Origin of the sequence: Streptomyces sp. DSM 40868 (assembly GCF_011820545.1) — a bacterium.
GTDB lineage: Bacteria > Actinomycetota > Actinomycetes > Streptomycetales > Streptomycetaceae > Streptomyces > Streptomyces eurythermus.
Genome location: NZ_CP050504.1, coordinates 7,641,640 through 7,663,415, shown reverse-complemented (window position 1 = coordinate 7,663,415; position 21,776 = coordinate 7,641,640). Strand labels below are relative to the sequence as shown.

19 protein-coding genes are annotated in these 21,776 nt (G+C 74.5%); 7 read left to right on the top strand and 12 right to left on the bottom strand.

The features are described from left to right. Complete coding sequence (locus HB370_RS34595; protein WP_030786619.1) at positions 1-3,366, top strand: sialidase family protein; 3,366 nt, start codon at positions 1-3, stop codon at positions 3,364-3,366. On the opposite strand, the gene HB370_RS34590 is transcribed toward HB370_RS34595, so the two are convergent. From HB370_RS34590 to HB370_RS34580, 4 genes are read right to left on the bottom strand one after another with little or no spacing between them, the layout of a single operon-like run. Beyond that, positions 3,340-4,176, bottom strand: a complete 837-nt coding sequence (locus tag HB370_RS34590) for a DJ-1/PfpI family protein (protein ID WP_051815911.1) — start codon at positions 4,174-4,176, stop codon at positions 3,340-3,342. The two genes, HB370_RS34595 and HB370_RS34590, sit on opposite strands and share 27 nt — an antisense overlap. Then, positions 4,124-5,176, bottom strand: coding sequence for a DJ-1/PfpI family protein (locus HB370_RS34585; protein ID WP_051815913.1), 1,053 nt, complete (start codon positions 5,174-5,176; stop codon positions 4,124-4,126). The genes HB370_RS34590 and HB370_RS34585 overlap by 53 nt, the downstream gene beginning before the upstream one ends. Positions 5,177-5,222: 46 nt before the next feature. After that, a complete protein-coding gene (locus tag HB370_RS42535; RefSeq protein ID WP_280117770.1) occupies positions 5,223-5,357 on the bottom strand; it encodes a hypothetical protein in 135 nt (44 codons plus the stop codon). A 54-nt stretch (positions 5,358-5,411) separates the two neighbouring features. Beyond that, entirely contained in the window at positions 5,412-5,867 is a 456-nt protein-coding gene (locus HB370_RS34580) for a hypothetical protein (RefSeq protein WP_030786628.1), read from the bottom strand. A gap of 98 nt (positions 5,868-5,965) precedes the next feature. Here HB370_RS34580 and HB370_RS34575 point away from each other — a divergent pair, with 98 nt between their 5' ends. From HB370_RS34575 to HB370_RS34550, 6 genes are all read left to right on the top strand, one after another. Next, entirely contained in the window at positions 5,966-6,391 is a 426-nt protein-coding gene (locus HB370_RS34575) for a cold shock domain-containing protein (protein ID WP_030786631.1), read from the top strand. A 143-nt stretch (positions 6,392-6,534) separates the two neighbouring features. Further along, a complete protein-coding gene (locus tag HB370_RS34570; protein WP_030786634.1) occupies positions 6,535-7,167 on the top strand; it encodes a TetR/AcrR family transcriptional regulator in 633 nt (210 codons plus the stop codon). A 361-nt stretch (positions 7,168-7,528) separates the two neighbouring features. After that, entirely contained in the window at positions 7,529-8,575 is a 1,047-nt protein-coding gene (locus HB370_RS34565; protein WP_030786637.1) for an amidohydrolase family protein, read from the top strand. 159 nt (positions 8,576-8,734) lie between these two features. Then, a complete protein-coding gene (locus HB370_RS34560) occupies positions 8,735-8,944 on the top strand; it encodes a ferredoxin (protein ID WP_030786640.1) in 210 nt (69 codons plus the stop codon). Next, positions 8,934-10,307 (top strand): FAD-dependent oxidoreductase, encoded by a 1,374-nt coding sequence (locus tag HB370_RS34555; protein WP_030786654.1) that lies wholly within the window; start codon positions 8,934-8,936, stop codon positions 10,305-10,307. The genes HB370_RS34560 and HB370_RS34555 overlap by 11 nt, the downstream gene beginning before the upstream one ends. 31 nt (positions 10,308-10,338) lie before the next feature. Continuing rightward, a complete protein-coding gene (locus tag HB370_RS34550; RefSeq protein WP_030786658.1) occupies positions 10,339-11,535 on the top strand; it encodes a cytochrome P450 in 1,197 nt (398 codons plus the stop codon). Between the two features lie 13 nt (positions 11,536-11,548). On the opposite strand, the gene HB370_RS34545 is transcribed toward HB370_RS34550, so the two are convergent. From HB370_RS34545 to HB370_RS34510, 8 genes are all read right to left on the bottom strand, one after another. Then, a complete protein-coding gene (locus HB370_RS34545; protein ID WP_037702297.1) occupies positions 11,549-12,103 on the bottom strand; it encodes an SRPBCC domain-containing protein in 555 nt (184 codons plus the stop codon). Between the two features lie 43 nt (positions 12,104-12,146). Continuing rightward, positions 12,147-12,956, bottom strand: coding sequence for a LytTR family DNA-binding domain-containing protein (locus HB370_RS34540; protein ID WP_030786663.1), 810 nt, complete (start codon positions 12,954-12,956; stop codon positions 12,147-12,149). A gap of 116 nt (positions 12,957-13,072) precedes the next feature. Beyond that, on the bottom strand, positions 13,073-13,942 hold the full coding sequence (locus tag HB370_RS34535) for a carbohydrate ABC transporter permease (protein WP_030786666.1): 870 nt from the start codon (positions 13,940-13,942) through the stop codon (positions 13,073-13,075). Then, positions 13,939-14,898, bottom strand: coding sequence for a sugar ABC transporter permease (locus HB370_RS34530; RefSeq protein ID WP_030786669.1), 960 nt, complete (start codon positions 14,896-14,898; stop codon positions 13,939-13,941). Before HB370_RS34530 ends, HB370_RS34535 begins: the two co-directional genes overlap by 4 nt. After that, complete coding sequence (locus tag HB370_RS34525) at positions 14,892-16,202, bottom strand: extracellular solute-binding protein (RefSeq protein ID WP_030786671.1); 1,311 nt, start codon at positions 16,200-16,202, stop codon at positions 14,892-14,894. Before HB370_RS34525 ends, HB370_RS34530 begins: the two co-directional genes overlap by 7 nt. Beyond that, positions 16,199-17,170, bottom strand: coding sequence for a GNAT family N-acetyltransferase (locus tag HB370_RS34520; RefSeq protein ID WP_030786675.1), 972 nt, complete (start codon positions 17,168-17,170; stop codon positions 16,199-16,201). The genes HB370_RS34525 and HB370_RS34520 overlap by 4 nt, the downstream gene beginning before the upstream one ends. Positions 17,171-17,286: 116 nt before the next feature. Beyond that, positions 17,287-19,653: a glycosyl hydrolase family 65 protein gene (locus tag HB370_RS34515; protein ID WP_106980715.1), complete on the bottom strand. Its 2,367-nt coding sequence runs from the start codon at positions 19,651-19,653 to the stop codon at positions 17,287-17,289. 2 nt (positions 19,654-19,655) lie between these two features. After that, complete coding sequence (locus tag HB370_RS34510; protein WP_030786680.1) at positions 19,656-21,773, bottom strand: xanthine dehydrogenase family protein molybdopterin-binding subunit; 2,118 nt, start codon at positions 21,771-21,773, stop codon at positions 19,656-19,658. Positions 21,774-21,776: the final 3 nt, after the last annotated feature.

The window sequence follows — 21,776 nt, the reverse complement described above, 5'->3', positions numbered from 1 at the left end:
GTGTCCCGCTCACGCATACGCGTCCTCATACCCCTGCTCCTGCTCCTCCTCGGAGCCGTCGCGCCGCCCGCCATGGCCGGCGGTACCCAGCCGTCGTCCGACGGCCTCATCGGCACCGAACAGATCCTCTTCCGCTCCGGGACCGCCGGATACGGATGCTTCCGCATCCCCACGGTCGTCCGCACGAAGGCGGGCACACTCCTCGCCTTCGCGGAGGCCCGGCGCTCGCCCTCCTGCGCCGACCGGGGCGCCATCGACATCGTCGTCCGCCGCTCCACGAACGGCGGCCGCACCTGGGGTCCCGTCCGCGTGGCGCTCACCGGCAGCGACACCGACCCGGAGACGCCCTACACGCGCGGCAACCCCTCCCCCGTCGCCGACCTGCGCACCGGCGCCGTCCACCTGCTCTCCACGGCGGAACCGGCCGAGCCGGGCGGCAAACGGCTGCCGTACGTCCAGCGCAGCACGGACGACGGACTGACCTTCGGCGCCCCGAAACCGCTGCCGCGACTGGTGAACCCGCAGGACGGCTGGTTCGGCACCGGCCCCTCGCACGGCATCCAGCTCAAGCACGGCGACAAGGCGGGCCGGCTGGTGGTGGGGGCGTACGAGTCCCTGCCCCGCTCCGGCCGGGACGCCGAGTACGTCGGTGTGCTCTACAGCGACGACGGCGAGCAGTGGTTCGCGAGCACCACGCCCGACTCCTCCGGGCCCGGACTCGCGCCGGGCGAGCCCACCGTCGCCGAACTCGACAACGGCCAGGTGTACATCAACGCCCGCAACAACAACGGGACCTCGTCCGGGCACCGTACGCACGCCGTCAGCACCGACGCGGGCGCGAGCGTGCCCGTGCAGCAGGTCGTGCCCTCGCTGACCGCACCCGAGGCACAGGCGTCGGTCCTGGCGCTGGAGCGGACCTACCAGGCCACGCCCGGTGACACGCTCGTCCTCTCGGCGCCCTCGCACCCGACGGACCGGCAGAACATGCGGATCCGTTACTCCACGGACCGCGGCGCCACCTGGCACGACGCCGCGCAGGTCAACGCCAAGCGGGCCGGCTACTCGGACCTCGTCGAGCTGACCGACGGCGAGATCGGCCTGGTCTACGAGGGCGGTGACGGCTTCTCCGCGGCCAACATCTACTTCAACCGCTTCACCCCGGCGGCGGCCGGCGTGCCGGGCACCTTCACCGGCGCGGTCCACCCGCAGCCGTCCCGGGCCGCGGGCCGCACCACCCCCGACACCACCCCCGACGCCGACGACGCCTATCTCGCCGGGGGTTCCGCGCTCGGCGCGGGCCGCTTCGAGCAAGGTCTGGCCCTCGACGGCCCGGGCGAGTACGCCGACGTGCCCTACGCGCCGGGAATCGACCCGGGCGACGGCGACTTCACCTACTCGGTGTTCTTCAAGTACAAGGCGCAGCCCGGCGACACCCAGCAACGGGTGCTGATGTGGGCCTACGGGTACGGCGCGACGAAACCGCAGGTGTGGGTGCGCGCCCAGCCCGGCCAGAACCGGCTGTACGCGTGGGTGCAGGGCACCGGCGGCACCGCCTCCGTCGCCCTGGCCGGCCCCGGGCCGTCGGCCGCCTTCGGCGACGACGCCTGGCACCATCTGACGCTGGTGCGCGACGGCGGCCGGATCACGCTCTCGGTGGACGGCACGTCCTCGGCGCAGGCCACCGGGGTGGCCGGGTCGGTGAGCGCCGACCGCGCCGCCGGGGTCGACGGGATCCGGCTCGGGGCCAAGCCCGACGGCACGGCCGGCGACCCCTTCGGCGGCGGCCTGGACGAGTTCCGGGTGTACCGCGGCGCGCTGACCGACGCCCAGCTCGCGGAATTGCGCACGGCGAACTCGGCCCCTTCCGCGGAGGACCGGCTCGGCGTGCGCCTTCCGTTCCAGGTGATCGACACGGCCGATGTGCCGGCGCTGACCTCGGTCGGGATCGAGGACGACGTCTCGGGGCACTGCGCCGACGGCACCCTCCTCGGCGGGCCGCCCGGTGAGGTGACCGGCCGGATCGGCAGAGGCGCGATCTCCGTCTCGGCGTCCCGGCCCGGAGTCGAGGTGCCCTATCTGCCGGCCCTCGACGTGGGCTCCGGCGACTTCACCTACACCCTGTGGTTCCGGCACACCCTCACCGAGACCGACGCGAACGCCGCGCTGCTGTGGGCCTACGGCTCGGTCTCCGGCGAACCCTCGCTGTGGGTGCGCGCCCAGCCGTCCGAGCGGCGGCTGCTCGCGTGGGCCGAGACACCGGCGGGGGCGACGCAGGTGGCGCTGACCGACCCCGGCCCGTCGGCCGCCTTCGGGGACGGCGCCTGGCATCTGCTCGCGGTCAGCCGCAGCGGTGGCACGCTGCGGCTGAGCGTGGACGGCACGACGGCCGCCGAGGCGACCGGGCTGTCCGGTGCCCTCACCTCGACGGCGACACCGGAGGGGCTGCGGGTCGGCTCCAAGCCGGGCAACTTCATCCCGTTCACCGGCGCCCTGGACGAAGTCCGGCTGTACAAGCGGGCGTTGACGACGGACGAGCTGACGAGAACCGCGCAGTCCGTCGTCGGTTCCACGGGCGGCTACCCGGCCGACCGGCCCGCCCTGTCGTGGTCCATGGAGAACGGCCACACCGAGGCCCACCTGGTGGCCCGGCCGGCCGCGGGCCCGGCGACCCCGGACGCCTCGGCGCACTGCAACCACGCCTTCGTTCGCGGCGGGGCCCGGCCCGTGGCCTCGGCGGGCGGCGGCCGGTTCGGCGCCGGGCTGGCCCTGGACGGCACGGACGACTCCGTCGAGCTGCCGTACGGCGCGGACGAGGCCCTCGGTTCCCGTGACTTCACCGTGGCCACCTGGGTGCGCTACACGGCCGGTCAGTCCGGCGCCAACCAGGTTCTCTTCTGGGCCTACGGCATCGGTGGCGCGGAACGGCAGCTGTGGCTGCGGGCCCAGCCGGGCCAGGACCGGCTCACCGCCCTGCTGCAGACGGAGACCGCCACCACCCTCGTCCACGCCACCGACCCGAGCGCGGCCTACGCCTTCGGCGACGGCGCCTGGCACCATGTGGTGCTCCAGCGCGCGGGCGGAAGGCTCAGCCTGTCGGTGGACGGCGGACCGCCCGGCGAGGCCGCGGCCCCGGCCGGCTCGGTGACGTACGACGACGGCTTCGCCGTGCTCGGCCTGCATCTGGGGGCGAGCCCGGACGGCTACGACCGGTTCAAGGGCTCCCTGGACGAGTTCCGCCTGGTCCGGCGGGCGCTGACGGCACAGGAGCTGACCGCCCTGCGCACGGCCAACGCCGACACCGGGACGGCCACCACCGTCCGCCTGCCCTTCGAGACCCTGTCATCCCAGCCGTACGCCCGGATGTGAGCGGGGGCCTTGTCCCTGCCCCTGGGACTCCTCCAGCAGTCTCAGGGCCCGCTCCTTCAGCCGGGCGTCGGCCCGGCTCGCGTCGCCCGCGTCGAAGGGGGGCTGTGGGACGTACTCGATGGCGAGCTGGACCGCCTTCGCGGTGTCGGCGCCGGCGAGCAGGGACGCCAGGTACAGGGCCATGTCGATGCCCGCCGACACCCCGGCCGCGGTGATGATCTTCCCGGAGCGCACATGGCGGCGGGGCAGGCAGGTCACGTCGAACGTGGCTTCCAGGTACTCGGCGGCGGCCCAGTAGGTCGTCGCCTGCCGCCCGTCCAGTAGTCCCGCGGCGGCCAGGACGATGCTTCCGGTGCACACCGAGGTCGTCCACCGGGTGTGCCGGTGGATCCGGCGGATCCAGTCCAGGAGCGTCCGGTTGTTCATCGCCGCCACGGTGCCGCGGTTGCCCGCGCCCGGGACGAGCAGGACGTCGAGGCGGTCCACCTCGTCGAGGGAGCGCTCGGCGACCACCGCCACGTCACCGGTGTCCGTGCGGACCGCGCCGCGCCGCTCGGCGATCATGGTCACGGTGGCGCCGGGCAGCCGGGACAGGACCTCCGCGGGACCGGTGGGATCCAGCAGGCTGAAACCGTCGTAGAGGAGGATGCCGATCTCCGGGCCGCCGCCGGCCGGCGGCGCGGCGTGTGCCGGTCCGGCCGGAGCCGTCGTCGTGGCCGCGAGGGCGGCGGTGGCCACGGTCCCGCGCAGAACGTTCCTACGGGTCGTCGAGTGCCGTGTGCTGTGCGCTGTGCGCGTGCTGTCGGTCATGTCCCGGAGTCTGCTGCCCGGGAGGGGCGAGGGGCGGTGGCATGTCCGGCATCCTGCGCATCCTGTCCCCCGTGACGCCGTAGTGGTCCAGGAACGCCTGCCGCAGGGTCTGCGCCGAGCCGAACCCGCAGCGGCGGGCGATCGCCGCGAGCGGTAGCCCGCTGGACCGCGCGAGCTGCGCCGCCGCCTCGGTACGCGCCACGCGCACCGCCCGGGCCGGGGTCGTACCGAGGTGGGCGGTGAACAGGCGGGTCAGATGGCGGGTGCTGATCCCCGCCCGGCGGGCCAGGGCGGCGGGCGTTAGGTCCTCGGCCAGATGGCCGGAGACATGGCCCATCAGGTCCCGGACCAGCCGGTCCTGCGGTGGTGGGGCGGCCAGGAACACCGATATCTGCGCCTGGTCGGCGGGGCGGTGCAGCGGGGTGACGAGTTCCCGGGCGACGGCGCGGGCCAGCGTCGGCCCGTGGTCGTCCTCGATCAGCGACAGGGTCAGGTCCAGCGCGCTGGTGACGCCGGCCGAGGTGTAGACGTTGCCGTCACGGACGCACAGGGGGCGCACGTCCACGGCCACGGCGGGGTGCCGTTCGGCGAGCCGCTCGCCCCATCCCCAGTGCGTCGTCACCCGTCTGTGGTCCAGCAGTCCGGCCGCGGCCAGCACATAGGCGCCCGTGCAGACGGACGCCACCCGTCGGCTGCGGGCGGCCAGCCGGCGCACCTGGCGCAGGAGCGGTTCGTCCGCCGCGGCGTCCTCGCACCCGACGCCGCCCACGACGATCAGCGTGTCCAGCGGACCGGTGACCGTCGTCAGGTCCCGCCCGGCGCCCACCAGGATCCCCGCCGAGCTGCGGGCGGCCCGGCGGCCGAGGGTCGCCAGCTCGATGGCGTACGGCGGCGCCGCGCCGTAGCGGTTGGCGATGTCCAAGGCACTGCTGGGACAGGCGATGTCGAGGATCTGCGCGTTGTCGTAGGCGACGATGACAACGCGCCGCTGACCGTCCATGTCTGTCTACCCCCTCCTGTGGACCCACCCCACCACAGTGGCGGGATCAGCGGTACCGGCCGAGGTCCTCTTGGTGCCGCCGGAGGGCCGGGGAGAGGGCGACGCGGTGGGGTTCGAGGAGGTTGCGGGCCATCGCGGAGGCGGCGGGCTCGGCAGCCCAGGCGAGCGACCGGACCACCACCAGGTCCGGGGTGGTCCTGGCACCGGCGCCCCGCGTCGGAGTGTCGGGGGCGCGCTAGCGGCGGGTGCCCCGCGCGAGCCAGGGGGTCAGGAGGGGGAACGGGATCAGTTCCTTGTACGTCTCGTCGCCGGGCAGGGGGACGACGAGCCACTGGCCGGGCGGGAACAGGCGGCCCTTGGTGAAGGCCAGGCCGCCGTAGACGGAGCGGAGGAAGGCGGGGACACAGTCGCGGGGGACGTCGTGGAACTCCACGCCCTCGACGGTGATCTTCGCGTCGTCCTCGGGGAAGAGCCGGACGCTCACCGACGGCGGGCCCGTCAGCTCCACGAACGCCTCGTGCGGCAGCGAGCCGTCGGGGTCGGTCACGGTGAACGGCGGGGCCGAGGTACGACGCGATGTGCGGTCCGCCCCGATGTCGTCGGTGACCGACACCGACAGCCGGAATTCCTCCGCCAGCGCGCGTACCGCGCTGACCGCGGCCTCGGTGGTCGGCAGGTGTGCGTGTTCCATGGCCCCGATCATGCCCGACGACAGGGCTTAGCATCCGTACATGGTTTCCGGGGACAGGTCCCGGATGGTGTGTGGTTTCGAGGAGTTGGGGGTTCCGCATGGTTGCGGGTCGTGTCGTCCGTTTCGACAGTTCACGCGGTTACGGGTTCATCGCGCCGGAAGGCGGCGGAGAGGATGTCTTCCTGCATGTGAACGATCTGCTGATCCCCGAGGAGTACGTGCGCCCGGGCCTGGTCGTGGAGTTCGACGTGGAGGACGGCGAGCGGGGGCCGAAGGCGTCGGACATCCGGCTCGCCGAGGGCGTCGAGCCCGGCGCGCCGCGCCGGCCGGGCGCGGCGTCGCGGCCGGCGTTGCCGGACGAGTCCGGCCAGCCGATGTGCGACGTGCTCAGCGCCGCGGAGTACCGGCGCGAGGTGACGGAGCTGCTGCTGAACGCGAGCCCGTCGCTGACCGCGGAGCAGACCCTCGGCATCCGTGCCGCCCTGGTGAAGTTCAGCGAGAGCCACGGCTGGGTCGAGGACTGATCCGTTCCTGACGCGGCCGTCCCGCGAGGGGGCCGTCCGCCGCTTCCGCGACTTGCTGTAATGCCTGCTCCAATTGGAGCAGGCATTACGGTAAGATCGGCGCCCGACAGGGTCAAGAGCGGGGCGACGGAAGGGTCTTCTGCATGACCGGGCCGCGGACGAGTGGCAAGAAGCGCGCCAACGGCGTGGAGTCGCGGCAGCGCATCCTCGACGCGGCGGTGGCCATCGCGGGCGAACGCGGGTACGACGGCACGTCGATCGCGGCGGTCAGCGCCCGGTGCGGCTTGCCGGCCAGCTCGATCTACTGGCACTTCAGGGACAAGGACGACCTGATCGCCGCGGTCATCGAGCGCAGCTTCGAGACCTGGCTCGCGGCCGTCGAACTGCCCGGCGAGGAGGCCGGCACTCCCCTGGACCGGGCCGTGATCATGGCGGCGAACGTGGCCAAGTCCCTGGTGAACGAGCCGGACTTCCTGCGGCTCGGCCTCATGCTCGCCCTGGAGCGGCGGCCCGAGGAGCCCCGCAGCCGGACGGTGTTCTTCCAGGTCCGGCACATCGCGCGGCAGCGGATCGAGGAAGTCGTCCGGTTCGTGCTACCGCAGCTGGACGACGACGCGGTGCGCCTCCTCACCACCTATGCCATCGCCGGCGCCGACGGGCTGTTCGTGCAGCGGGAGTTCAACGGCGACAGCGTCGATCTGGTGGAGATGTTCCAGTTCCACGCCCGGCTGGTGTACGAGACGGGCCTGCGCATGGCCGCGGAGAGCGCGCGATGACCCCGGCCGGCCGGCGACGCGCCGAGTCCGCCCCGCGACCGAGCGGGACCGCCGGGCCCGCGTGCGCCGGCCGGTTCCCGCGCGCACACCCCGGACTCCCCCGGCTCCGGGGCGCACGGATGGCCAGGGCCCTCGCCACGACGCCGGGCGGACCTCCCCACCGGTTACGGCAGCGCCCCGGACCCCGGTCCGCGGACCTCACCCGGCGTCTCGACCGCCGCGCCCGCCGCCGTCGCCGGCCGGGCCCGTCGGGGCGCGCCCCGGCCGTCCCGGCCCGGTGCCGGTGACGTCCGGCGGACCACCGCCACCCGCCCGCGCCGTCCGGAAATCCATCCCCGAGAGAGAGTCAGCAGGTCACCGCATGCCCGCCGCACTTCGCCGGATCGACGTCCATCAGCACGTCACACCGCCCTTCTACGGCGCCCTGCTCGCCCAGGCGGGCATCGCCGAGGCGGGTGGCCGCGCCCTGCCCGACTGGAACCCCGGGGCCGCGCTGGAGTCGATGGACCTGCTGGGCACCGCCACGGCGATGGTGTCCGTCTCGACGCCCGGCACCGGCTTCCTCACCGACCCGGCCGAGGCCGCCGGCCTCGCCCGGCGGCTCAACGACTTCTCCGCCGCCCTGGCCGCCGACCACCCCGGCCGGTTCGGCTGGTTCGCCACCCTGCCCATGCCGGACGCCGAGGCCGCCGTGAACGAGGCCCGCCGGGCCCTGCTCTCGCTGGGTGCGGACGGGGTCATCCTGCTCGCCAACACCCAGGGCGTCTACCTCGGCGCGCCCGGCCAGGACGCGCTGTGGCGGTGCCTGGACGAGCACGGCGCGGTGGTGTTCGTCCACCCGGCCGAGCTGCCGGCGCCCGCGATCAAGGACATCCCGCCGTTCGCCGCCGACTTCCTGCTCGACACCACCCGTGCCGCCTACCTCCTGGTGCGGGGCGGCATCGTGCGCGACCACCCGAACATCCGGTTCGTGCTGAGCCACGGCGGCGGCTTCGTGCCGTACGCCTCGCACCGCATGGCCGTCACCATCGCGAACGACACCGGGCGCTGTCCGCTGGACGTGCTGGACGACTTCCGGTCCTTCTACTTCGACACCGCGCTCTCGTCCAGTCCGGCGGCCCTGCCCACCCTGCTGGGCTTCGCCCGCCCCGGGCACGTGCTGTTCGGCAGCGACTGGCCGTTCGCGCCCACCGCCGCCGGTCAGTACTTCACCGCCGGCCTGGACACCCATGTCGACCCGGACACCCTGACCGCCGTCAGCCGCACCAACGCCGAGGCGCTCTTCCCCCGCCTGGCCGCCAGGCCGCCCGCGGCCCCGGCCCGGCCCCTGACCGCGCGCCTGCGCCGGTCGGTGCACCGGGCCGGTGCCCGGCTCGCCTTCAAGCTGGTCCAGCCCGGCGCCGACTGACCTGCCGGGCCGCCGTCCGATCCCCGGGCCGACGACCGACCTCCGACGACCGGTCCCCGGAAGGCCGTCCGCGCCGCCGGCGGGCTCCCGTGGCGGGCGGGCGCCGTGCCGCCCATGATGGGACGGTCAGCGGTCAGCCGAGCAGGAAGAGCGACGGCCATGCGGATCGTGGTGGATCTCACGCGCTGCCAGGGCTACGCGCAGTGTGTGTTCCTCGCCCCCGAGGTCTTCCAGCTGCACGGGGAGGAGGGACTGCTCTACACCCCGGCGGTGCCCGGTGACCGGCTGGAGCGCGTCCGCCAGGCCGCGGCCGCCTGCCCGGTGCAGGCGATCCTCGTCGGCGAGGAGGTGGCCGCCGGTGACGGGTGATCCACGGGACGGCCGTATCGTCGTCGTCGGCGCCTCGCTCGCCGGGCTGCGGGCCGCGGAGACGCTCCGCGACGCGGGCTTCACCGGTGCGCTGACCGTGGTCGGGGACGAGCCCCACCCCCCTTACGACCGGCCGCCGCTGTCCAAGCAGGTGCTGCTCGGCGACGTCCCGGCGGACAGCACGGGGCTGCCGGTGCGCCGGGACCCGGACGCCGAGTGGCGTCTCGGGGTGGCCGCCACCGGGCTGGACCCGCTGGCCCGGCGGGTGCTGCTGGCCGACGGGGAGTCACTGCCGTACGACCGGCTGCTGATCGCCACCGGAACCCGGGCCCGGCCCTGGCCCGTCCCCGGGGAGGCGGCCCTGGACGGGGTGTTCACCCTGCGTACGCGCGAGGACGCGGCGGGGCTGGCGGCGCGGCTGGCCGCCGGTCCGCAGCGGGTGCTGGTGATCGGCGCCGGTTTCACCGGCTCGGAGATCGCCTCGGCCTGCCGCAAGCGCGGGCTGGAGGTGACGGTCGCCGAACGCGGCCCCGCTCCCCTGGTGGGCGCGCTCGGCGGGACGCTGTCGCGGCTCGCGGCCCTGATGCACCGCGAGCACGGGGTGGACCTGCGCTGCGGGGTGACGGTCACCGCGCTGCTCGGCGACGGCGCGGGCCGGTTCGCCGGGGCGGACCTGTCCGACGGGAGCCGCGTCGAGGCGGATGTGTGCGTGGTGGCGCTGGGCGCGGTGCGCAATGTGGAGTGGCTGGCGGAGTCGGGGCTGGCGGCGGGCCCGCGCGGGATCGCCTGCGACGCGGGCTGCCGGGCCTTCACCCGGTACGGGATCGTCACCGACGACATCTTCGTGGCGGGGGACGTCTCCCGGTTCCCGCACCCGCTGTTCGGCTACCAGATGATCTCCCTGGAGCACTGGGGGAACGCGGTCGCCCAGGCCGAGGTGGCGGCCCACAACATGGTCAGCCCGGGACCGCTGCGCCGCCCGCACCTGTCCCTGCCGGTGTTCTGGTCCACCCAGTTCGGGCGGAACATCAAGTCGGTGGGCGTGCCGACCTACTCCGACCACGTCGTCATCGCCCAGGGCTCGCTGGAGGCGGGCCGGCTGGCGGTGGTCTACGGCTACCGGGGGCGGGTCACCGCCGCGGTCACCGTCGACATGGCCAAGTCGGTCGACCACTACCGGCATCTGATCGAGACCGCCGCCCCGTTCCCGCCCCCGCCCGGCGCGGCGGACCGCGCGCTGGCGGCCGACGTCCCGGTCCCCTCGGACGTGCCGGACCCCAGGGAGCTGTCCCACGAACCCGTCGTGGCGCTCACCGGTCATCTGCCCGACCGCCGGCTGATGGTGGTGCAGCCGCCCGGCTGACATGCGTCCCGCCCGACCACGAGGAGCCGCCATGGACCCCGGCACCCTGCTGGCCCGGATCACCGACTACGCGAGCCGACCCGACCCCTATCCGCTGTACGCGGAGTTGCGCGCGGCGGGGCCGGTGGTGCGGCAGGACGACGGTGGCTTCCTGGTGGGCGGCTACCACGAGATCGCCGCGCTGCTGCACGATCCCCGGATGAGCGCCGACGAGCGGTCCCGCACCGCGCCGGCACCGTACGAGGGGACGCGGGACGCGTCGTTCCTGCGGCTCGACGACCCCGAGCACCACCGGCTGCGGACCCTGGCCATGCGGCCGTTCGGGCCGCCGCACAGCCCGCACCGGGTCGACGCCATGCGCGGGGAGATCGCCCGGATCACCGAGGAGCTGCTCGCGGACCTCCCGGCGGACCGGCCGGTCGACATCGTGGACGACTTCGCCTACCCGCTGCCCGTCATCGTGATCTGCCGGCTGCTCGGCGTGCCGCGCGAGGACGAGCCGCGGTTCCGCGCCTGGTCCGACGCGCTGGTGGCGACCGCCGACATCCGGCCGGGCGAGGACACCACCGAGGTGGAGCGGGCCGGCGACCGGGCCGGCGCCGAACTGCGGGAGTACCTGCTGGACCTCGCCGAGCGGCGGCGCGGCCGGCCGGCGGACGACATGCTCTCCGCCTTCGTCAACGAGCCCGACCCCTCCCTGCGGCTCAGCCCGCAGGAACTCGCGGTGACCGCCGCGCTGTTGCTCATCGCCGGGCACGAGACCACGGTGAACCTGATCACCAACGGGGTGCTGACCCTGCTGCGCGGGCCGGAGCACCTCGAGCGGCTGCGCCGGGAGCCGGGCCTGCTGCCGCGCGCGGTGGAGGAGCTGCTGCGCTACGAGCCGCCGGTCCATCTGCGCGAGCGGGTGCCCCTGGTGGACATCGAGGTGGCCGGCACCACGATCCCCGCGGGCACCTCCGTGATGCTGGCGCTGGCCTCCGGCAACCGCGACCCGCTGCGCTTCCCCGAGCCGGACCGGTTCGTGCCCGACCGCCCGGACAACGAGCACCTGGGCTTCGGCAGCGGTATCCACCTGTGCTACGGCGCACCGCTGGCCCGTATCGAGGCCCAGACCGCGCTGGGCGCGCTGCTGCCCCGGCTGGAGGGGGCGCAGCTCGCCGAGGACCCGCCGTACCGGCGGAACGCCATGCTGCGCGGCCCCCGCCATCTGCGGGTCCGGCTGTGAACCGGCGCGGCGCCTACGACGCGGGATGGCGCACGAGGCCGGCGTAGCGGTCCGGGTTCACCACCGTGGACAGGCCGTTGAGCAGCAGGCGGGTGCCGCCGCGCAGATGGGCGGCGTCGTGCTCGCCGTCGCCGGTGGGCACGAGCCAGGTGTACTGCTCGGTCCAGGTCAGACGGCAGCCGGCGGGATCGTCGGTGAGTTCGACGGTGACGAGGGAGATCCAGCGGCGGACGCCGTCGACCTCGGCCTCGTAGACGTACACGATCCGGGTGTCCGGGACGATGTCCAGGAAGCGGGAGCGGTAGGCGAGGCGTTCCTCGGTGTCGCCGGAGACGAAGACGTTACCGGCGCTCTCGCCGCCGCCGACCCGGAAGTCCAGGTCGTGTCCGGCGGTGCCGGAGGGGCCGGGGAGCCGGAACCAGCGGCGGCGCAGGGAGGGTTCGGCGAAGCCGCGGAAGACCTCGGCGCGGGGCACCGTGAAGTCCTTGTCGACAAAGAACGTGCCGTGCCGCGCGGGGAGCGCCGGGGGCCCGTCCGTCTCCGCCCGGGCGAGGTTGCCTGCGTCCATGAGGCCCAACCTAACACCTGGGCAAGGCGGTTGAGGGCTTCGCTCAGCGTGCCCGGCCCGTCGCGCGGCCGGTCAGCAGGTCGCGCAGGTCGCGGGCGTTGCGGCGGCTGACGGCGAGCGTCCGGTCACCGATCCGGACCGTCAGGTTGCCGCCCTCCACCCGGAGTTCCTCGATCCGGCCGAGGGCGACCAGCCGGCTGCGGTGGATCCGTACGAAGCCGTGCGCGCGCCACTGTTCCTCCAGGGTGGACAGCGGGATCCGCACCAGATGGCTGCCCTCACCGGTGTGCAGCCGCGCGTAGTCGCCCTGCGCCTCGACATGGGTGATGTCGGCGAGGGGCACGAACCGGGTCACCCCGCCCAGTTCCACGGGTACGTGGCCGCCGGTGCCGGGCGGGGTGGGCGCGGGCGCCGGGGGTCCGGCCGGGCGGGGTCCCTGACCGGCCCGGACCAGTTCGGCGACGCGCCGTACGGCCTCGGCGAAGCGCTCCTTGCGCAGCGGTTTGAGCAGGTAGTCCACCGCCTTGAGGTCGAAGGCGCGTACGGCGAAGTCCTCGTAGGCGGTGACGAAGACGATCAGCGGTGGTGCGGTGGACCCGCCGAGGGTGCGGGCCAGTTCGAGGCCGCTCAGGCCGGGCATGCCGATGTCGAGGAAGACGACGTCGAAGCCCTCGGGGCCGCCCGGGTCCCGGGCGAGGGCGTCGTCCAGCCGGCGCAGCGCCTCGGTGGCGTCCCGCGCGGGCACGGCCGTGCCGACCCGGGGGTCCTCGCCCAGCAGGTACAGCAGTTCGTCGAGCGCGGGTCGTTCGTCGTCCACGGCCAGGACGCGCAAGGGCGCGTCGCTCACCCCCATGTGCGCACAGCTCCTCTCGTCCTCGACCGGTCCCCCATGGTGGACCGGCCGGTCACCGGCGTCGAGATCACGGACGGCGGTGTGTCCGTGCCGTGATGCCCGCGGGGCGCCCCTCGTCACTTGAGGCCGCTGAGCATGACGCCGCGGATGTAGTGCTTCTGCAGCAGCAGGAACAGCACCAGCACCGGCAGGACGCTCAGCACGAGTCCGGCCATGACGACGGGCATCGTACGGGCCGGGTCGACGTGGTCGCGCAGCAGCTGGACGCCGACCGGCAGGGTCATCAGGTCCGGGTTGGCGGTGGAGACGAGCAGCGCCCAGATGTACTCGTTCCAGCTGTCGACGAAGGTCAGCAGCCCGAGGGTGACCAGGACCGGCTTGGTCTGCGGGAGCACGATCCGCCACCACACCGTGAACTCGCCGGCCCCGTCGATGCGGGCTGCCTCCAGGACCTCGTCGGGCAGGGACAGCATGAACTGGCGGGTCAGGAAGATCCCGAAGCCGTTGACCAGGAACGGCACGGCGAGGGCCGCGATGCTGACGGTCAGGCCGGCGCCGCCGCGCCCGAGCAGGTCGTTGCCGCCCGCCAGCGGCCAGTGCACCAGGATCAGGAAGCGCGGGATGAGGAAGAGGAACGGCGGGAACATCATGGTCGCCAGCACCAGCCGGAAGACGAGGTCCCGTCCGGGGAAGCGGAGTCTGGCCAGCGCGTAGCCCGCGAGCGAGGAGGTGAGCAGCACCGACGCGGTGATCACGGTGGTGACGACGACGCTGTTGCGGAAGAGCACCGGAAGGTTCAACTGGCCGATGGCCGCCCGGTAGTTGGACAGCGCGAACGCCTTCGGCCAGAACCGGTACGGCAGGGTGCCCGCCTCACCGGGCCCCTTGAAGGACGTCATCACCATGTCCAGGAACGGCACCACCGTGAGCAGGGCGCCGGTCGCCACGACCAGGTACGACAGCCAGGGGAGGCGGCGCGGCCTCACGCGTCCTCCCCCGCCCGGCGGAAGACCCACAGCTGGGCCAGGGTGACCACGAGGACCACGGCGAACAGCACGAACGCGGCGGCGCTCGCCGTGCCCCAGTCGCCGTGGTCGAAGGCCCGCCGGTACATCTCCAGCGCGGCCACGTTGGTCGCGTCGCCCGGGCCGCCCCTGGTCATCACGGTGATCAGCGCGAAGGACTGCAGGCCGGTGAGGAACTGGGTGACGCACACGAACAGCAGGGACGGCCGCAGCAGCGGCAGGGTGATCCGCCAGAAGACGGTGCCGGGTCCGGCGCCGTCCAGCGCGGCGGCCTCGTGGTAGGAGGCGGGGACGGACTTCAGTCCGGCGGTCAGCACGAGGATCGCCGAGCCGAGCGAGGCCCAGGCCTGGACGACGACGACCGAGGGCAGCGCGGTGTCCGGGTCCTGGAGGAAGGCCACCGAGCCGAGCCCGAGGGCGTTGAGGACGCCGTTGGCCAGGCCGCCCGGCTCGTACATGTACTTCCAGACGTTGCCGACGGCGACGACGGTCGTGACGATCGGCAGGAAGTGCAGGGTGCGCCACAGCCCCTGGAACCGCAGCCGGTCGACGCACGTGGCGACGACCACCGAGCCGGTGAGGGCCAGCGCCACGGTGCCCAGCGCGAACAGCAGCGTGTTGGTGAGGACCGGCACCAGGAACGTCGACCCGTCGGCGAAGAGGGCGGCGAAGTTGTCGGGGCCCACCAATTCGATCGCGCCGAGGTCGAAGCCGGTCCAGCGGGAGACCGACAGCAGCAGCGCGAAGCCGAGCGGCAGGAGCAGGAAGACCGCGAAGAACAGCAGCGCCGGGGCCAGGAAGAGGTAGGCGACGGCCGTCTCGCGGTGCCGGCCCCGGCGGCGGCCGTGCCCGGCGGGCGCGCCGGGCAGCGGGTCCGGTGCCCGCTCGGGCGTCTGCGGGGTCAGGACGTTCACCATGGCCGGGACACCTCCTGGTCGACCTGGCGGCGGGTGGTGCGCAGCGTCTCCTCGACCGACTGCCGGCCGGTCCACAGCGCCTCGATGTTCTTGCGCAGCAGCGTCTTGGCCCGGGCCGCGCCCGGCCCGTTCGGCTCCGGCACGGCGTAGTCCAGGGCGTCCAGGAACGGGCGCAGGTTCGGGTCGCCGCCCGTGCCGAGGAGCCCGCGCATGTCGTCGGCGCGGGCGGTGAGCGTGCCCACGGAGACCTGGAGGGCGCTCATCCGGGTGGCCGCGGCGCCCTTCGGCGTGGTCACCCGGTCGGCGTTGAGCCAGCGCAGGAACTCCCAGGCCTCGCGCGGGTGCCGGCTGGCCGTGTTGACGCCGAGCATGAAGCCGGTGGCGAGGGTGGCGGGCCGGGCGCCCGGCGCGGGCGCGGGCACGGGGGCGACGCCGACGTCCCGGTAGTCGCCGCCCATCAGGGGCCGAAGGCTCCCGGTCCACCAGCCGGCGCCGACCACCATGGCCACCCGCCCGGACGGAAAGGCCTGGTAGACGTTGACGGCGGGGGCGCTCGCCCCGCGGGTGACGAGCCGGTGTTCGAGGGCGAGCACGGCGCGGCCGGCCGGCGAGTCGATGGCGGTGGACCTGCCGTCGGGGGTGACGAAGCGTCCGCCGGCGGCGTGCAGCAGGGCGAGGGTCTGGCCGACGGTGGTGGCGTCGTCGTTCGCCGACAGCCCGAAACCCTGGACGAGGGGGTTGCCGTACCGGTCGCGGCGGGTGGTGCGGTAGGCGGCGTCCTCCAGCTCCGGCCAGGCGGCGGGCGGGCCGTCGACGCCGGCCTCGCGCAGCAGCCGCCGGTTGTAGTAGAGGGCGTACGTCTGGGCCTCGGTGGGGTAGCCGTAGACCGTGCCGTCCACCGTCACGGCGCCGACGGCGGCCTCGCCCCAGTCGCGCCGGATCCGCTCGGCGTGCTCGGGCGGCGCGGGCCGCAGCACTCCGGCGCGCACCAGCTGGCCGTTCCACAGGCAGTAGGGGTGGAGGATGTCGGCGCCCTGGCCCGCGGCCTGCCGGACCATGAACGTGGTCAGCAGGTCGGTGAACTCGACGGCCTTGGTGCGGACCTTGACCCGGTCGTGGGTGGCGTTCCACTCGTCGACCGGTCCCTGGAGGGCCTGGCGGAGGGTGCCGCTCGCGTAGTGGGACAGCAGGGTGAGGACGATGGGGTCGCCGGGCCGCCCGGTGCCCCGGTGCGGGGCGGCGCAGCCGGCGGCGAGCAGCGCCGAGGGCAGGGCGAGCGCGAAGTGCCGGCGGCTCGGCGTCACCGGGCGGCCTCGCGGCGCAGTACGCGGAACACCCGGGTCGTGGTGAAGCCGGCCGCGCGGTACAGGTGGCCCGCCGGGGAGTCCTCGCCGGTCCACAGGAACCAGGCGCCGTGCGCGCCGTGCGCCCGCATCCGTTCCAGGACCAGGTGGAGGAGGACCTTGCCGAGGCCGGTACCGCGCAGGTCCGCGCGCACCCCGAAGGGGCCGAACCGCTCGACGGCTCCCTCGTACGCCCCGTGCATCGCCCAGCCGGCCGGCCGGCCCGAGGGGTCGCGGGCGATGACGATCCGGTCCAGTGGGGTGCCCGCGGCGCAGCACTCGCGGATCGCGCGGGCCCAGTCGGCGTGGAAGTGGCCCCCGGCGAGCGCGATGAGGTCCACCAGGTCGTCGTCGGCCGGGGTGGTGAACCGGTAGCCGCGGGCCGTCAGGTCGTCCCGGCGGCGGGCGATCTCGTCCGGGAGGCGGTAGCCGACCAGGCCGCGGTCCATCGCCGCCGCCTCGTACAGCGTGTGGAAGCCCAGCGAGGCGAGGAGCCCGGCCGCTTCCGGGTAGGTGCCGGTGTCCAGGCCGGGCAGGAGGTAGTTCGGGGTGTACGACGCGAAGTCGACCCGGGTGCGGCCGTGGCCGTGCAGCCAGTCGAGGGCGTCGGTGAGCAGCCGTCGGCCGAGGCCGCGTCCGCGGGCGGCGGGGTCGACGAAGAAGAACGGGATCCAGCCCTGCTCGGGTTCCAGGTCGGTGCCGGTCTGCGGGATCAGCCGGCGCACCGCGTAGGCGGCGCCGACGACCCGGCCGCCGGTCACGGCGACCCGGAGCCCTTCCGGGTCGAAGTTGGCGTCCAGCAGGACCAGGGAGCGGAACCGGCCGGGGGTGAGGGGGTCGGCCGGCGCGCTGCGGCGCCACGCCTCCACCACGCCCGGTCCGTCACCGGTGCGGAAGCCGCGGAGCACGGCCCCGTCGTGCTGGCTCATCGGGTGCCCCCGTCTGGCTCGTCCTGTGCCCCCGGCTGCCGGGCGGCCTGTCGAAACGGTGGCTGGAAATCTACTGCTCCGTCCGGGATTGTCGAGCCGGACGCGCCCGGAGCGGCTCAGTCCGGCAGTACCAGCCGGGCCGTCTCCCCCGGGCCGACCGGCACCACCCGGTCGCGCAGCCGGATGTCGATGGGTGAGCGGTCGGAGGCCGGTACGGCGATCTCCAGCAGGCCGCTGCGCAGCCGCAGCCGTACGCCCCAGTGGCCGTGGTAGCGCAGGGAGAAGCCGTAGGAGGACAGCTCGGGCAGCGGGACCGGGTCCAGGCACAGGGCGCCGCGGGTCTCCAGGCCGGTCAGTCCGCGCTGGACGAGGTCGAGGGTGCCGGCCATCGCGCCGAGGTGGACGCCCTCGCCGGTGGTGCCGCCCTGGAGGTCGGCGATGTCGCCGCGCAGCGCCTCCTGCACGAACCGCCAGGCGTCGGCGCGGCGGGCGCGGGCCAGGATCCAGCCGTGGACCAGGCCGCTGAGGGTGGAGCCGTGGCTGGTGCGGTGCAGATAGTGGTCGACGGTCGCGGTCCAGGTGTGCTCGTCCAGCCGGTGCCCCAGGCGCTGGAACAGGCCGCGCAGTTCGCCGGGCGAGAAGAGGTAGCCGAGCATCAGGACGTCGGCCTGCTTGGACGCCTTGTAGCGGTTGACGGTGTCGCCCTCGGCCTCCAGGATCCGGTCCAGGCGCCGGATGTCGTCGTACCGCTTGCGGTAGCCGTCCCAGTCGAGTTCGGCCAGGTCGGCGTAGCCGTCGAACTGGCTGATCACGCCGTCGTGGAAGGGGATGTGCAGCCGGTGGGAGACCTGCTCCCAGCGGGCGGGCTCGTCGTCGGCGAGGCCGGAGTACTCGGTCAGTTCGCGGCGGCGCGGTTCGGGCAGGCCGGCCAGCAGTTCCAGGGCGCGGCCGAGCACCCAGGCGGCGGTGACGTTGGTGTAGGCGTTGTCGTCCAGGCCGGGGCGGGCGGCGCCGGGGTAGGCGTCGTGGTACTCGTCGGGGCCGACCACGCCCCGGATGCGGTAGCGGCCGAGGTGGTCGTCCCAGACGGCCGAGTCCGCCCAGAAGCGGGCGATCTGGAGCAGCATCTCGGCGCCCTCGCCGTGCCGGAAATCGGTGTCGCCGGTCGCCTCGCAGTACTGCCAGATGTTGTACGCCACGGCGGAGCCGACGTGGTGCTGGAGCCGGGAGTGGTCGGGCAGCCAGCGGCCGGAGCGCGGGTTGAGGTGCAGTTGCTGGGTCTCCTCGCGGCCGTCGCTGCCGCTCTGCCAGGGGTAGAGCGCGCCGCGCCGGCCGAGCGCGGCGGCGGCGTGGCAGGCGGCGTCCAGCCGGCGGTGGCGGTAGCGCAGCAGGGCCCGGGAGACCTCGGGCAGGTGCAGGTTCAGGTAGGGCAGGACGAAGAGTTCGTCCCAGAAGACATGGCCCCGGTAGGCCTCGCCGTGCAGTCCCCGGGCGGGTACGCCCACGTCCAGGTCGGCGGTGTGCGGGGAGAGGGTCTGCAGCACGTGGAACAGGTGCAGGCGCAGGATGCTGCCCGCCTCGCCGGGCACGTCGAGCGCGGTGCGCCGCCACAGCTGCTGCCAGGCGGTGCGGTGGGCCTCCAGCAGCGTCTCGAACGGGGGCGCCCCGGCGGTGCGGTCGAGGGCCGCGCACAGCGGGTCGCTGATGGCCGGGTCGCGGGAGGTGTGCAGGGCGACGGTCTTGTCCACGGTGGCGGTCCGGCCGGGCAGGAGGCGCAGCGTCAGCCGCTGCACGGCGCGGCGGTCCTCGGCGGCGTGCCGGACCGGGGCCCGCGCGGTGAGCCGGGCGGCCAGGCCGAAGCCGATGTCGGAGGCGCGGGTGTGGCAGCGCAGCCAGACCGTGCCGGGGGCGGCGGCACCGGCTTCGACCCGGGTGAGGTGCCGGCCGTCCAGCTGCCGGTAGCGGGCGACGCCGGAGTTGGTGACGCGCCCGTCGAGGGCGGCCTCCACCTCCAGGTCGAGGGGTTCGCCCTCGGCGGTGAACTCGGTGCGCAGCGCGGCGAGATGGGGGTCGGCCAGGTGGACCAGGCGCAGCTGCCGGACGAGCAGGCTCGCGCCGCCGCCGAGCGGGTAGCGGGTGCGGCGCTCCAGGGTCCCGGGGTCGAGGTGGAGGACCTGGTGGTGCTCGGTGACGGGGGTGGTGTCCGGGGTGAGCCAGTCGCCGCCGGCCGGCCGGAAGCGCAGGAGCAGCCAGTTGGGGAGGTTGACCATGTCCTCGTTCTCGACCCGGCGCCCGGCGACCTCGGAGGTGAGGCGGTTGTAGCAGCCGGCCGCGTAGGTGCCGGGGTAGTGGATGTCGTCGGCGGTGCACTCGGGCAGCGCGCCGCGGGTGGCGAAGTAGCCGTTGCCGAGGGTGCACAGGGACTCCCGCAGGCGTTCCTCGCCGGGCCGGTAGCCGTCGTACTCCCAGGCGGGCCCGGTCACCGTCACCCCTCGGAGAGCAGGCCGGCCAGGACCCGGTCGGGGGTGAGGGGGAGTTCGCGGAAGCGGATGCCGGTGGCGTGGTGGACGGCGTTGCCGAGGGCGGCGGCGGTGCCGACGATGCCGATCTCGCCGATGCCCTTGCTGCCCATGGGGTTGAGGTGGGGGTCGTCCTCCTCGATCCAGTGGGCCTCGATGTCGGGGACGTCGGCGTGCACGGGCACGTGGTAGGAGGCGAGGTCGGCCTCGGGGAAGTCGCCGAACGCCGGGTCCAGGGTGCTGTGTTCGGTCAGGGCCATGCCGAGGCCCATGACCATGCCGCCGGTGAACTGGGAGCGGGCGGTGCGGGCGTTGAGGATGCGGCCGGCGGCGTAGACGCCGAGCAGCCGGCGGACCCGGATCTCGCCGGTGACGGTGTCGACGGCGACCTCGGCGAAGTGGGCGCCGAACGCGTGCTTGGCGAAGGGGCTGTCGGCGCCGGCCTTCCCGGTGGTGTCCGCGCGGGTCTCGATGCCCTCGGCGGGCAGCGGCCCGGGGTGCGCGGCCAGGCGGGAGGCCAGTTCGGCGCAGGCGTCGTGGACGGGCCAGCCCCAGGAGGCGGTGCCCATGGAGCCGCCGGCCAGCCAGGCGTACGGCAGGTCGCTGTGCCCGATCTCGACGCGGACCCGGTCCAGGGGCGCGCCGAGCGTGTCGGCGGCGATCTGGGCGAGGACGGTACGGGCGCCGGTGCCGATGTCGGTGGCGTTGATCCGGATGGTGAAGGTGCCGTCGGGCAGCGCGCGGGCCGCCGCGGCGGACGGCTGGGCGGCGGCCGGGTAGGTGGCCGCGGCCACTCCGGTGCCGGTCAGCCACGGGCCTTCGCGGCGCGCCCCGGGGCGCGGGTCGCGTCCGTCCCAGCCGAAGCGGCGGGCGCCCTCGCGCAGGCACCCGACGAGGCTGCGGCTGCTGAACGGTTTGCCGCTGCCCGGTTCCCGGTCGGGTTCGTTGCGTACGCGCAGCTCCACCGGGTCGATGCCGAGGGCGTCGGCGAGTTCGTCGACGGCCGACTCCAGGGCGTACATGCCGGGGGCCTCGCCGGGGGCGCGCATCCAGGACGGGCTGGGGACGTCGAGCGCGGTCACCCGGTGGGTGCTGAGCAGGGCCGGGGTGGCGTACATGACGCGGGAGGGCACCGCGGCCTGTTCGACGAACTCGCGGACCCGGCTGGTGTGGGTGGTGACCTCGTGCAGCAGGGCGGTGAGCCGGCCGTCGGGGTGCGCGCCGAGCCGCAGCCGCTGCACGGTGGGGGCGCGGTGGCCGACGGTGGTGGGCAGGTACCGGCGGGGGTAGGCGACGGTGACGGGGCGGCCGGTGCGGCGGGCTGCCAGGGCGGCGAGGACGACGTCGGGGCGTGGGGTGCCCTTGGAGCCGAAGCCGCCGCCGACGTGTTCGGTGACGGCGGTGACGTGGTCCTCGGGCAGCTCGAACAGCCCGGCGAGCACGGTCCGCACGGTGCTGCCGCCCTGGCTGGAGGTGTACACGGTGAGCCGGTCGCCGTCCCAGTGGGCGGTGCTGGCGTGCGGTTCCATGGGGTGGTTGTGCAGCGGCGGCACCCGGTAGGTGACGTCGAGGCGGACCTCGGCGGCGGCGTAGGCGGCCGCGGGGTCGCCCTGTTCGAGCCGGCCGGGGTAGCCGCCGCCGACCTCCTCGGGTTCGTAGGCGTCCGGGTGGCCGGGGACGAGGGTGACGTCGTGGGGTTCGGGGGCGTAGTGGACGCGGACCGCGCCGGCGGCGGCGCGTGCCGTCTCCAGGGTGTCGGCGACCGCCAGGGCCACGCACCAGCCGCGGTGCGGCACCTTCGGGTTCTGCAGCAGGGCGAGCGTGTGGTCCTCGGGTTCGGCGAGCCGGGGGGCGTCGCCGGGGGTGAGGACGGCGAGGACGCCGGGCAGGGCGAGGGCCGCGGAGGTGTCGACGGAGGTGACCCGGCCGTGGGCGATCGCGGCGGGCACGGGCCAGGCGTAAGCCCGGCCGGGCAGGGTGTACTCGGCGGCGTAGCGGGCGGCGCCGGTGACCTTCTGGCGTCCTTCGCGGCGCTCGGCGGGGGCACCCAGGGCGGTGCCGGTCGTACCGGTCGTACCGGTCATGGG

What these genes read in the sequence shown, in the direction of transcription:
- HB370_RS34575 (WP_030786631.1), top strand. Translation starts at nt 5,966, where the DNA reads ATGGTTGCGGGTCGTGTCGTCCGTTTCGACAGTTCACGCGGTTACGGG.
- HB370_RS34585 (WP_051815913.1), bottom strand. Translation starts at nt 5,176, where the DNA reads ATGGACGGTCAGCGGCGCGTTGTCATCGTCGCCTACGACAACGCGCAG.
- HB370_RS34580 (WP_030786628.1), bottom strand. Translation starts at nt 5,867, where the DNA reads ATGGAACACGCACACCTGCCGACCACCGAGGCCGCGGTCAGCGCGGTA.
- HB370_RS34545 (WP_037702297.1), bottom strand. Translation starts at nt 12,103, where the DNA reads ATGGACGCAGGCAACCTCGCCCGGGCGGAGACGGACGGGCCCCCGGCG.
- HB370_RS34560 (WP_030786640.1), top strand. Translation starts at nt 8,735, where the DNA reads ATGCGGATCGTGGTGGATCTCACGCGCTGCCAGGGCTACGCGCAGTGT.
- HB370_RS34520 (WP_030786675.1), bottom strand. Translation starts at nt 17,170, where the DNA reads ATGAGCCAGCACGACGGGGCCGTGCTCCGCGGCTTCCGCACCGGTGAC.
- HB370_RS34565 (WP_030786637.1), top strand. Translation starts at nt 7,529, where the DNA reads ATGCCCGCCGCACTTCGCCGGATCGACGTCCATCAGCACGTCACACCG.
- HB370_RS34570 (WP_030786634.1), top strand. Translation starts at nt 6,535, where the DNA reads ATGACCGGGCCGCGGACGAGTGGCAAGAAGCGCGCCAACGGCGTGGAG.
- HB370_RS34530 (WP_030786669.1), bottom strand. Translation starts at nt 14,898, where the DNA reads ATGGTGAACGTCCTGACCCCGCAGACGCCCGAGCGGGCACCGGACCCG.
- HB370_RS34550 (WP_030786658.1), top strand. Translation starts at nt 10,339, where the DNA reads ATGGACCCCGGCACCCTGCTGGCCCGGATCACCGACTACGCGAGCCGA.
- HB370_RS34590 (WP_051815911.1), bottom strand. Translation starts at nt 4,176, where the DNA reads ATGACCGACAGCACGCGCACAGCGCACAGCACACGGCACTCGACGACC.
- HB370_RS34540 (WP_030786663.1), bottom strand. Translation starts at nt 12,956, where the DNA reads ATGGGGGTGAGCGACGCGCCCTTGCGCGTCCTGGCCGTGGACGACGAA.
- HB370_RS34510 (WP_030786680.1), bottom strand. Translation starts at nt 21,773, where the DNA reads ATGACCGGTACGACCGGTACGACCGGCACCGCCCTGGGTGCCCCCGCC.